A 12,319-nucleotide genomic window follows, 5' to 3' on the forward strand; every position below is an offset into this window, starting at 1 on the left:
AGTAGCTCCTGTCTCTCCGGTAGGACCGGTCTCTCCTGTAGCTCCGGTTTCTCCCGTAGCTCCTGTCTCTCCCGTTGCTCCTGTTGCTCCTGTGGCTCCGGGTTCTCCTGTAGCTCCGGTCTCACCGGTCTCCTGCCTCAAAAGTTGATCAAATGGAATAGGGCCATCAAATGCACCAATAATATCATCCTTTGCGTATTTACTTCTTTTTTCATTAGGATTGTTTGTATCAAAAAAAACTTTTTCTGGATCCAACTTGGCAGCCTCCCTTACTGTAAGATTAAGTGTCAAAATATAATATGCTAGATTACATAAAATTGTTATTTTTACATTTACAATTAAGTTTTCGGAAAAACAATCATAACTTGTTTAGCAAAACAATCCAAAAAAAGTTGGCAGAATACATCTGCCAATTTCATAATAAGTTATATAACTTAGCTTATATCAAACAATTGTGGCTCCCGCGCTTGCATAGCCTACAACAACCGCCGCAACATCAATGCCTGCCGTAACTGCCGCGCTAAAGACCATTAGTAAACGGGTTTCTTCGGTTACGGGTATTGCTAGCCCAGTAGTAATGCCGTTGCTAATTGTCCCAAGCGCAACTACGCCTGTGAGAGGTGGAGCCAATGTTACAACAGCACCTGGAATGGGAGTAAAAATATTGTCTGGTGTGGTGGAACTATATAATTGAGCTGTAATTGTTACAGTTGATCCTACGAGAGTTAACGCCACCGCAGTGCTAAAATAGGCTGCTATTGAAGTTATTGTTCCGGCGCGCGGCATTGAAAACGCAAAGTTTAGCAAGGCGCCTGTACCTGTACTAGTAAGATCGATTGTTCCACCAGCAAGACTGACACCGGAAACAGAGTTTCCAAAACCGGCAAGACCGGCGGTACCAAGTACTCCACCTAAGACAGTTGTTACTGTAACCGGACTCCCTGATGCAAAGGGAATTATGGCGCCTAAACCAGTAGCGCCAGTGGCCCCAACCTCGCCGGTAGGTCCGGTAGCACCAGTTGCACCGGTTTCTCCAGTAGCTCCAGTAGCTCCAGTAGCTCCAGTAGCCCCTGTTACTCCAGTCTCACCTGTAACCCCCGTCACTCCTGTAGCCCCTGTCACTCCAGGATCGCCAGTGGTTCCTGTAGCACCAGTTGCTCCGGTAGCCCCTGTGGCTCCAGGATCACCTGTGACCCCAGTTACTCCAGTTACTCCGGGATCGCCTGTGACTCCGGTTGCTCCGGTCGCTCCGGGATCGCCTGTTGCTCCGGTTGCCCCGGTCGCTCCAGGATCGCCTGTTGCTCCGGTTGCCCCGGTCGCTCCGGGATCGCCTGTTGCTCCGGTTGCTCCAGTCGCTCCTGTTGCTCCAGCCGCTCCCCCTGTGGCTCCAGTAGGTCCAGTAGGTCCAGCTGCTCCGGTCGCCCCTGTAGCTCCAGTAGCCCCGGTTGCTCCGGTCGCCCCTGTAGCTCCAGTAACCCCGGTTACTCCGGTCGCCCCTGTAACAACTCCAGGGGGACACGTAGGCACACAAGGGTTACAACACGAGAAAGCTCCGAATGGGCCAAAAACTCCAAATGGCCCAAATGGCCCGAAAATCCCTTCTGAATCACAGCATTCATCATGGCAAGGCTGGTGGCAATCATGCTTGTGTAGTTTTTTTAACTGATGTAGTTTTAGTTTTTTACATTTGTGTTTATGGCCGCAATGATGGCATTTGCGGTTTCTATATCTTCCATCATCATGGATATTTGTGTTGAGGTCTTCAATATTATCCATAATAACCTCCTTCTGTATTTACCAATTAAATGTTTTGTATTATAGACTATGATATTTTACGTATAAAGGTTACTTCTTTTATATAAGGCTGCATCGCACTATTTTTAAATTGTATAAGGGTATACATATTGCGCCCTGGATATGGTCGTGGGCTTTTATTACGCAGGCTAGGTTTTTCTTCACCCGATTGCCTCGAAATATGATATGATAATGTCTGATACTACATTGGAAGGGTTAGAACAATGAAAAATATTATGATCCTTGCCACAGGAGGCACAATTGCCGGAGTTGCCCACTCAGGCGCCGACACGATCCATTACCAGCCGGCCGTACTGCCGGTAGAGGCCCTTCTGTCAGAAATCGGCCCGTTAAAAGATATTGCCAGCCTTAGCAGCGAACAGATTGCTCAAATCGACAGTGCGGACATGACACAAGATATCTGGCTGCTGCTGGCTAACCGCGCGAATGTTTTACTGCAGCAGCCAGATATTGACGGCATTGTCATTACCCATGGCACAGACACCCTAGAGGAAACGGCTTATTTTCTCAATCTGGCGATCAAAAGCGGCAAACCGGTGGTGCTGGTAGGCGCCATGCGCCCTTCAACCGCTATCAGTCCAGATGGTCCCATGAATCTGTACAACGGAATTATTTTGGCAGCCAGTCCCGCCGCCAGGGACAAAGGGGTTCTTGTAGCCTTAAACGATACGATCAATTCCAGCCGGGATGTAACGAAAACAAACACATCTCTGCAGGATACCTTTAAAGCGCCTGAATTGGGCTATTTAGGCTATTTAGCCGATGGCAGCCCCTATTTTTACCGCATCCCCACCCGCCGCCATACCTATATGACGGAGTTCAACATCGGGACTATCACAGAATTACCGCAAGTGGATATCCTCTACGGCCACGTCAATGATAATGGCGCCCTGGCTTATGCCGCTGCCGCCAATGGCGCCAAGGGAATCGTTTATGCCGGTGTAGGCAACGGCAACATGTCCCAGGCAATAAAGCAGGCTTTCCGCGAACTGCAAAGCCAAGGCGTAGTCATTGTCCGCAGCACCCGGGTTAATAACGGCATTGTAAGCCGCAACGGGGCAGTGGATGATGATCATTATCATTTTGTTGCCGCCGATACCCTTAGCCCGCAAAAGGCCCGAATTCTTCTGATGCTAGCCTTGACTAAAACCCGCGACACCTCCGAGATTCAGGAAATCTTTTGGCGGTATTAGGAACCCGTTGAAAAAGGCTCATCTGCGTTGTCAGGGCGGCGGAAGCGTGCTCACCGTACCCTCCCAAACGTACAGTTTTCGCGCACTTCCGCCGCCCTTCCTAGCATCTGAACCTTTTTGAACGGGTTCAGATTCGAGGCTGCAGATGCGTTTTGCTAATTAACTCCTAATGGAAAAGCGTCATTCTCTCGCCTGTGTGGCAAGAGAATGACGCTTTTGAGTTATCCCTTATTTATTTTTTTCATAAACCAGCCTGCCGTCAAAGAAGGTCATGTCCACACTGGCCTTATCGATATCTATGGCCGGAACGGTCAATAGATTTTGATCCAGCACTACGAGATCAGCCAATTTTCCCGCTTCGATCGAGCCGATTTCCTTCTCCATAAACATGGCATAAGCGCCGTTAATCGTAAAGCTTTTGATCATTTGCTGAATGGTGGCCCTCTCTTTGGAGTTCAAGAGATACCGCTCATCATTCATGTCGGTGATATCCTCCAGGCCGTACAGGCTCCCCCGGTCCATGTTGCGGGTCACGCCGATATCCATGGCCAAAAGAGGGTTAGGCACCACGGTGGCGGGATAGTCAGATGAGGAAGCCACCGTGATGCCTTGGGCAAAGAAACTGCCCAGAGGGTATTCGGTTTCGGCCCGCTGGCCTAAAAACCGGTAATCCACATTATTCCACCAATGAGCGCTTTTAAAATGCCAGTAGGGTTGCACGCTGGCAACTACGTCCAATTGTCTAAACCGGGGGATGTCACTCGGGTCTACCAGCTGCAAATGGGTAATGGTATTGCGATAATCTCCCTTCAGAGCCTGCTGTCGGACATATTCCAGAGCATCCAGCACCTTGCGGGTGGAGGCGTCGCCGGTAGAGTGAACATGGATTTGCAGGTTGGCTGCATTGGTCAGATAGAAAGCCTGCCGCAGCTCTTTCATATCCCATAAAAAACTGCCGCAGTAATCAGCTCCCTTGCCAGCCGGGGGCGCATAAGGCTCCAGGAGATGACTGGTACCGCCTTCCACTACGCCGTCGGTAAAAAACTTAGCGGCAGTTACCTGTAAGGACAGTGTATGATACTGCCGGCGCAGCCTGTCTATAGCCTCAAACTGTTTAGGCAAATCCTCCTGGGGCTGGACGGTCACGGCCCCCCGGACACGAAGCTGCAGCCGGCCTTGTTGCTCCAGCTCACCGCAAACCTCAAAAATAGTTTGAAAGGCCAGGCTGCCCAGGCACAGAATGCCGGTAATGCCAAAACTGTTCATTTTTTGCTGAAAAGCAATTATGGCTTCCCGATACTGTTTCATACTATACTGAGGCAAGGCAATCAGCCGCATGGCCCCTTCCTTCAGTGTTCCCCAAAGCTCGCCGCTTAACGGGTCCTTTTCGATGATGCCGCCCGCCGGTGTTGGGGTCGCGGTAGTTACGCCGTTCACCGCCAGAGCCTTGGAGTTCAGCCAGAGGGTGTGCCCGTCATTGGCTCTTAATATCACCGGTATGTCCTGGGTCACCGCATCCAGGTATTCTTTACGTGGACCTTTGTTTAATTCATCGCCCTGCAATACACTCCAGGACCAGCCCCGGCCATAAACTGCTTCGATATCCGGGCGCTGAGCAATAAAGTTTTTTACCGCGTCCAGATATTCTCCCAAACTGTTGCAATGAGCTAACTGCACCTCATACAATTCCAGCAGTGACAGTCCCGGCGGATGGATATGAGTATCCAGCATGCCGGGAATAACCATCCGGCCCGCCAAATCAATTTTCCGGCTTTCACCGCCGAGATAATCTTCCGCAGCATGGCTGCCGCCAACAAACAGGATTCTATTATCCTTGATTGCCACAGCTTCACATACTGTATTTGCCTGATCGGCAGTATACACCACGCCATTTGTCAATACTATATCAGCAATCTCACCGGCCAATTAGCTTTTCACCTGCCTACGTCCCTGCTCTGTTTAAGGGGTTTCAATTATATATTATATTGCATTCAACGGGGCATCACAAGCTTGCTATTTTTTCATACGCTTGATTTCCGCGGCGTTGGTCTGCCAAGGCCATGCGTCAAGAACAGCTGATTGAGCAGCCAGCAAGAAAGCAACCACTTTTTAATAAAGATGCTATTATAGATCATGAAAAATGGGTTTCATTTTGTCAAAAGTGCAAAACTGCTTAAATCCCATCGTCTTTAATTCCTCTTTCGCAGATAAAAGAAAGTGCCCTAAATGGTTTTCCTCATGACAATCGGACCCCATCGTAAGTATCTTACCACCCAGTTCATAATACCAGGTTAAAATGGTGCGCGAGGGAGTAAGGTCCGGCAGTCCGTAGCGAAAACAGGAAGTATTTACTTCCAGGCCTTTACCGTCTGCAATGGCCAGTTTTAAAATATTCTTTATCAGTTCTTCATTAACACGGTCATCCAGTATGCCTTCCCGGTCATAACGCTTAATCATATCTAAATGCCCTAAGACACTGTAGCTCTTAAAGTCAGAAATTACATCGAAGATTGCCTGATAATATTCCCGGTTGTATTCCAACTGCGTTTTCCCTTGTTGATAGTCTCCGATCCAAAACTCCTTATCGTCAATTTGATGGTTCGATAGAATGATAAAATCAAATGGATAGGCGGCAAAATCACGTTCAAACTCTTTGATGGTATGTACTTGCACACCAAACTCCACGCCAAACTTAATACAAATTTTATCTTGATATTTCGCTTGCATGCAGCAATATTCTTTCAGGTATTTATCGTAATTCACCATATGAGTGAAGTCGTTTCTAAAATAGTCCATATGCTCCGTAATGCAAATCTCGTCCAATCCCAGCCGAATCGCCTGTAGAATCATATCCTCCATTGGGTATGACGAATCACCGGAATGGTGTGTATGGACATGATAGTCAGCTAACATTTCTTATTTCCTCCTCTACATTCCAGCTAAATTTCGAATGTCTTCCTCTTCCTCTCAATCTTAACGCCGTTACGATTCAGTTACAACACGGGAACTGGCTGCCACAACCAGCAGCATTACCGCTACAGCAAAAAAAGCAAAGGAAAGATTCCATGTATGAGCAACAAAACCGATAAGTGCAGGTCCGGCTAAAACGCCGGAATAGGCAAGCGTACTGGCAGACGATACCGCCAGATTTGCCGGCATGACTTTCTGACGCCCCAATGCGGAAAACAGTACCGGCACAATATTAGAAGCCCCCAGCCCGACCAGTCCAAAACCAATAAAAGCCACAGCCCAGTGGGGAATGAATATGACACAGACAAGTCCTAACGCCGCGCAGATTCCTCCAAAAAGAACGACTTTCTTGCCGCCCAATCGAAAAACAATGCGGTCCCCCGTAAGTCTGCCTATCACCATTGCTATGGAAAACAACGAATAACCGAGTCCTGCATAAGAAAAATCAACCCCGCGCTGTGAGGTTAAGAATACGGCGCTCCAGTCCAGCATGGATCCTTCTGCCAGAAAGATTATAAAACTTAAAAATCCGATGAAGAGGACAATTCCTTTAGGAAAAATAAATGATGCGCCCTGTTCTTCCTCACTTCCATAGGGCAGCAAATATCTTCCGAAGATCAGCAATAGAGTTACAATAACCACTACGACACCTGACACTGCCACCAGCGGGGATACCCCCATGCCAAGAAAAACACTGACACCGCCTGAGCCAACGAAACCGCCAACACTCCACAGCCCATGAAATCCGGACATCATACTTCGACCGCTGGCTTTCTCGACAATCACAGCCTGGATATTAATCACTACATCGGCCATACCCATTGCAGCGCCAAAAATCAGCATTGCAGCCACGATTGCCGGAATGCTTGCCGCCGTGGCAAGAAACGGCAAAGAGGCGCAGATAAGTAAACTGGCAGTCAAAATCACCAGGCGGCAGCCAAAGCGTGCTGCCAGCACACCAGAGAAAGGCATGGCCATAATCGAGCCGGCCCCCAGACACAGCAGCAGAAGTCCCAAAGCCCCCTCCTCAATCCCCAGGCGCCCCTTCGCGTAGGGAACCAGTGGAGCCCATGCCGAAACCCCGATACCGCCAACAAAGAAAGCTACCCGTGTGGAAATTTGTTCCCAAAGACCCGGTACCGGATATTTAGAAGCCGGGCAGTCACCTATCCGCAAATTAAATCCGTTTTGTTTCTCACTCATTTTATCCCTGCACCCTCCTGCGCATCATGTGAATGAAAATCTGACTCGCACTGTGTTATACACTTACAGCCTTTTTTCTATCAATTGAATATCACAGGCCATGCTTTCCAGCGTAATCGAAATCAAACCATGGATACAGTCCTCCTGCATATTTTCTTTAATGATGATCTGCGGCATATGTTCCCGGGGTATGATTGCTTCGCAGGAACGGGCAATGCCCTCCATCGTATCTAACCGCGTATCTAACCGGGTCAGGCCTCCCGTTACTGCGATAATAGCCGGATTAATAACGGCGATGATGGATATAATTGTTTTCACCATTAAAGAGAAGAAAACATCCGGATTTTTCGTTTGCCTGATTTGCTCTTCCTGTGAATAATTCAAAGGCAAATAGGACACTTCCCCTGCAAAGCTTGTATTGCCTCTGATAATACGCCCGTCGATAACAATCCCCGCACCGGAACAGTTACCCTCCGGGAACATGACAACCGCAACCGTCTTATCTTCCTCATAGCGTTGTTTTTGACAGAAACCATAAGCGGTTAAGTTCACATCATTCTCAACTGTAATCTGCAGGTTGTATTTAGCTTTTAACCGGGCAGCCAATGGAATATCCACCAGCTCTTCAATATCGCCGGCACCAATCAGACCTTTATGCACAATCCCCGGTATACCAATGCCAACAGCCTTAATATTTGCGTATTTTCCAGTCAGATTCTCAATGAGTTTATCTATCGCTTCATAGTTAATGCTTTCTGCTTCCGACGAATTTCTTTCAATAATCTCACCGGTTAAATTGGCAATAGCATAGACTACTCTATAAGTTCCTCCCTCGTTACTCACATAGATACAAGCAATATAGGCATAATTTGCATTATATATAAAGCGTTTTGCCGGGCGGCCGCCGCTAGACTCCTCTAAATCCGTTTCTATAACTTCACCGCGCCCTAACAGCTCATTTAAAATGTTGCCGCAGGTTGCCACACTTAACCCGGTTGCATTAGCGATCGTTGATTTAGTCCCAATTTTCAAAGCCTTCAAAGCAGTTTTAACCAATTCAACATTGACCTGCTTTACTCTCATGGTGTTATTTGCTATGGGGAGCATGCCGCATTCTCCTTATTTATTTTACTTATTATAAGTATTATCGAAAGTGGCATTATATTAGCATGCCATCATAATTTTGTCAATCATTACACCGCATCCAATAAAGTAATGCGCCGGAAGAGTCGCGAAATCCCGCAGCTCTTCCGGCGCATTAAGGGGAGAAGGATGCCTCCGTAGCCGGTCCAAATCCTTCATACATTCCCTTGCCTGACTGTATTTAGAAGCTATATGACACTTCAACTGTGCTCGTATCAGTGTCTTCGTCAGTGCTGATCGTAGTGGCCTTTTCGTGGGTCAGAGTAAGGGTCCAACGATCGCTGAAGGACTTCTCCCATTCCAGTTCAAAGCCCTTGGTATCATTTCCGTAAGTACCGATGAGGGTAGAAGCGCTTTTCAGGTTGCGATAGGTCAAACTCAGGGTGTTGTCATCAGTGAATGAATAAGTGACGCCAGCTAAATAGCCGGTCTTATCTTCGTCCGCATCGGACCGCAGATATTCGGCGGCCAATCCCCATTTCTCAAAGGTGTAGGCTGCACCCAGGCCAAAAGTAGATAGCTTATCATCCGTAGTATCATCCTTCAGGTGCAGGTATTCACCGGATACAGTCACATCTCCCATTTTCTTGTTCAACTGAAGTCCTGCCAGGGTAAGATCGCCGTCAAAAGTCTCACCGCCGATCACATGAGCGCTAATATCCGCGTCTTCAGCGCCATAATCCCAGGTAACCCCCTGCATCATGGCATCTTTTCCAACTTCGGTCAAATCTACCAGACCGGACAAAACGCCCAGTTCCGCTTCCTGAGAGCCTATGTTCAGGGCATTTTCTTCGTTCAACTGATACTTGATGCCGTATAGGTCCAACTCGGAGATTTTTTCATCGGAATTATCGCCGCCGAAGTGGCGGTAGCTGTAGCGCAGGTATGCTTCCAGCTTGTCTGAGAACGAATAATTGAGATTCAGGTTGAAGGTTTGCTCGGTATTATCAAACTCTTCATCCGTCGCTTTCTCTTCTACATGTTCCCAGTTCCCAGTGAGGCTTCCCGAAATTTCAAGGGCGTCCCCTTCTTCCGCATGGACCCCGGCAGCGGTTCCCAGGGTCAGCAGTGCTGCCATCAATAAAGTTTTCCCGTGTTTCATTCTGTTCCTCCTTGATTTGAAATTGATTATCATTCTCAATAAGTTGGCTATAAATATGTATATATAATAATGTTACCATCGGATCAGGCGGAGAGTTTCCCCCGCCTGATCCGACGCCAACTAAAGAGCCGAATTGTATGTCAGCTAATTCTAATAACCTAACAACAAACCGCCACGATATACAATGAACGAGACGATCCATGCTAAAGCGATCGTATAGCCCATGGTGAAGAAGGTCCACCTCCAGGAGTTGGTCTCTCGGCGGATAACAGCCATGGCTGCCAGACAAGGAACGTAAATCAGGACAAAGAGCATCAGAGTATAAGCCACCAGGGGACTGAAAGTAGGATCCTGGGCCAGCATTTTCGTGATTTCCACCGAAGTTTCATCTACTGCACCAATGCTGTAGATCGTGCCCAGGGTGCTGACCACTACCTCTTTGGCAGCAAAGCCGGCAAACAGAGCGATGCCGATCTTCCAGTCAAACCCCAGGGGCTTGATCAGCGGTTCAATAGCGTGTCCGATGCCACCGGCATAGCTGCCGGCTAAATCTTCGCCGGCCTGTTCCCTGGCCAGTTGTTCTGCCGTTGCATCCCGGGCTGCTTCCAGCTCCAAATATTGAGCGGCAGCGGAGAAGATAGCCGGGTTGGCTGTTTTCAAGGCTGCGACCTCATTGTCTCTGGCGATTTCCGCCTGACGGTATTCTTCGCTGTCTTCTCCCAACTCTTCACCGGAAGCAGCCAGAGTTTCATCCAGGTCTTTCACTTTGGCAATAAGTTCTGCCAGTGCAGAATGGTCTTCTATTTTCTCGATGTTCAGCGGGGCTGCTACTTCTTTCGCGACCTGTTCGGTAAAGGCAGCTTCCGCCGCTGCCGTTAAAGCTTCATAGTCTTTAGAGTACTCGATCTCCTTGGGATAGCTGCTCAAAAACCAGATGATAACCGAAACAGCCAGGATAACAGTGCCTGCTTTTTTCAAATACAGCATGCACCGTTCCCACATGTGGATCAGGATGCTGCGTACTGTCGGGACATGATAAGGAGGCATCTCCATAACAAAAGGTTCGGCTTCTCCTGTCAACAGGAAGCTCCGGAAAATACGGGCCATCAGGATAGCCAGGATAATGCCCGCCAGATAAATGGAAAACAGCACAGTCCCCGCCATTTCCGATGCGAAGAAGGCCGAAATCAGTACGGTGTACACTGGCAGGCGGGCGCTGCAGCTCATCAGCGGCACAACCAAAATCGTTACCAGCCGATCACGGGGATTCTCCAGGGTTCTGGCGCCCATAACCGCGGGAACGCCGCAGCCAAAGCCGATCAACATGGGAATGAAGGATTTGCCGTGCAGGCCAACGGCTCGCATGATCCGGTCCATGATAAAAGCCGCCCGGGCCATATAGCCGCTGTCTTCCAAGATGGCAATTCCCAAAAATAAGAGGATGATATTAGGCAGGAACACAATGACGCCGCCTACCCCGCCAATCATACCATCCACAACCAGCGACTTCAGGTCTCCGTCCGGCAGATAGGTCCCGGCCCATTCACCCAGCAGGGCTACGCCGTCTTCAATCCAGCCCGCCGGCTGTTCCGAGAGAGTAAAGACCATATTAAACAAAAGCCACATAAGTGCGAAAAAAATCGGCAAACCAAAGATACGGCTGGTTAACACCTGGTCCAGCCGGTCCGACAGAGTGAGGCGGTCCTGATTCTCTGCCACCAGCACTTCCTTAATAATACGGTCCAAATGGGCATACCGGCGATTAGCAATGAGCATTTCAGCATCTTCACCGGCTTCTTTCGCCAATGCCATGCGGACTTCCACCGCTAATTGCAGAATCTTATCGCCATTGGCCGCATTTTTTACAAGAGCGATAATCTCCTGATCATTTTCCAGCAGCTTGATAGCCATCCAGCGGGCAGGATATTGACCGCCGGCCGGATTCCCGGAGAGCAACAATTCGGTCAGATTGGATACGGCTGCTTCCAACTCCGGTCCGTAATTCACTGTAAAGGCATCTTTTTTACCGGCAGACTGCACTGTTTCATACACAGAAGACAACAGCTCTTTAATGCCTTTGCTGCGATTGCCCACAGTATTCACGACCGAAATGCCCAACAGCCGGGAAAGCCGCTCCATGTCAACCTTCATGCCGCGCTGCTGCGCTATATCCGCCATATTGAGGGCCAGAACCAAGGGGCGGCCCAACTCCAGCAGCTGCAGCGACAAATAAAGATTACGTTCCAGATTGGCTGTATCCAGAACATTCACCACTACATCAGGCTGTTCCTGTAAAATATATTGACGGGCCACCAGCTCATCTTCAGCGCGGGCAGTCAGGCTATACGTCCCCGGCAGGTCGATGATTCTCAGTTGCACGTCATTGTAACTACAGCTTCCTTCCCGTTTTTCCACCGTAACTCCCGGATAGTTGCCCACATGCTGCTTGGAGCCGGTTAGCATATTAAAAATCGTTGTTTTGCCGGAATTAGGATTGCCGGCTAAGGCAACTGTATATACTTTTCCCTTTGTGCTCATTAGCCTGCCCTCCTGTTATCTGTGTCGGCTGCGATATCTGCTACAATCAATGCAGCTTCCGCCTTACGCAAAGAAAGATTAAATCCTTTTAGCTTTATTTCAATGGGATCACCCAGCGGCGCGTATTTCTGCACTTCCACTTTTGTGCCGACTGCTAATCCCATATTCACCATCCGACGCTGAATAGCACTATTCCCGGTAATTTTAGATACTTTTCCCGCTTGGCCAGGCACAAGTTGACTCAAGGGTTTGTTCATTATAAGACCTCCCGTTAAAACCATGAGCTTGATTATCATTTTCATTTCTATGATAGATTCTTATTCCGGCCTTGTCAATCCCTATTGTCCCGCTAAAA

10 protein-coding genes are annotated in these 12,319 nt (G+C 48.7%); 1 reads left to right on the forward strand and 9 read right to left on the reverse strand.

Annotation, left to right across the window (positions count from 1 at the left end):
- On the reverse strand, positions 1-255 hold a 255-nt coding region (locus ALO_RS22725), incomplete at its 3' end, for a hypothetical protein (RefSeq protein WP_004097733.1).
- A 189-nt stretch (positions 256-444) separates the two neighbouring features.
- Complete coding sequence (locus tag ALO_RS15705; protein WP_274428214.1) at positions 445-1,527, reverse strand: exosporium glycoprotein BclB-related protein; 1,083 nt, start codon at positions 1,525-1,527, stop codon at positions 445-447.
- Positions 1,528-2,018: 491 nt separating this feature from the next.
- Here ALO_RS15705 and ALO_RS15710 point away from each other — a divergent pair, with 491 nt between their 5' ends.
- Entirely contained in the window at positions 2,019-3,008 is a 990-nt protein-coding gene (locus ALO_RS15710; RefSeq protein WP_004097735.1) for an asparaginase, read from the forward strand.
- Between the two features lie 228 nt (positions 3,009-3,236).
- Here the strand turns inward: ALO_RS15710 and ALO_RS15715 are convergent, their stop codons facing one another.
- The 7 genes from ALO_RS15715 to ALO_RS15745 all read right to left on the reverse strand — a co-directional run bounded on the left by ALO_RS15715 (position 3,237) and on the right by ALO_RS15745 (position 12,221).
- Complete coding sequence (locus ALO_RS15715) at positions 3,237-4,934, reverse strand: amidohydrolase (RefSeq protein ID WP_004097736.1); 1,698 nt, start codon at positions 4,932-4,934, stop codon at positions 3,237-3,239.
- 198 nt (positions 4,935-5,132) lie between these two features.
- Complete coding sequence (locus ALO_RS15720) at positions 5,133-5,921, reverse strand: histidinol-phosphatase HisJ family protein (RefSeq protein ID WP_004097739.1); 789 nt, start codon at positions 5,919-5,921, stop codon at positions 5,133-5,135.
- Positions 5,922-5,990: 69 nt separating this feature from the next.
- A complete protein-coding gene (locus tag ALO_RS15725; RefSeq protein ID WP_004097741.1) occupies positions 5,991-7,181 on the reverse strand; it encodes an MFS transporter in 1,191 nt (396 codons plus the stop codon).
- 63 nt (positions 7,182-7,244) lie between these two features.
- The gene (locus ALO_RS15730) at positions 7,245-8,288 is read right to left on the reverse strand and encodes an ROK family protein (RefSeq protein WP_004097742.1); all 1,044 of its coding nucleotides are present in this window, start codon (positions 8,286-8,288) and stop codon (positions 7,245-7,247) included.
- A 217-nt stretch (positions 8,289-8,505) separates the two neighbouring features.
- The gene (locus tag ALO_RS15735) at positions 8,506-9,426 is read right to left on the reverse strand and encodes a porin (protein WP_004097744.1); all 921 of its coding nucleotides are present in this window, start codon (positions 9,424-9,426) and stop codon (positions 8,506-8,508) included.
- Between the two features lie 150 nt (positions 9,427-9,576).
- The gene (gene feoB / locus ALO_RS15740) at positions 9,577-11,964 is read right to left on the reverse strand and encodes a ferrous iron transport protein B (protein ID WP_004097746.1); all 2,388 of its coding nucleotides are present in this window, start codon (positions 11,962-11,964) and stop codon (positions 9,577-9,579) included.
- Positions 11,964-12,221, reverse strand: coding sequence for a FeoA family protein (locus ALO_RS15745; RefSeq protein WP_004097747.1), 258 nt, complete (start codon positions 12,219-12,221; stop codon positions 11,964-11,966). The genes feoB and ALO_RS15745 overlap by 1 nt, the downstream gene beginning before the upstream one ends.
- Positions 12,222-12,319: the final 98 nt, after the last annotated feature.

The organism is Acetonema longum DSM 6540, from assembly GCF_000219125.1.
Classification (GTDB): domain Bacteria; phylum Bacillota; class Negativicutes; order Sporomusales; family Acetonemataceae; genus Acetonema; species Acetonema longum.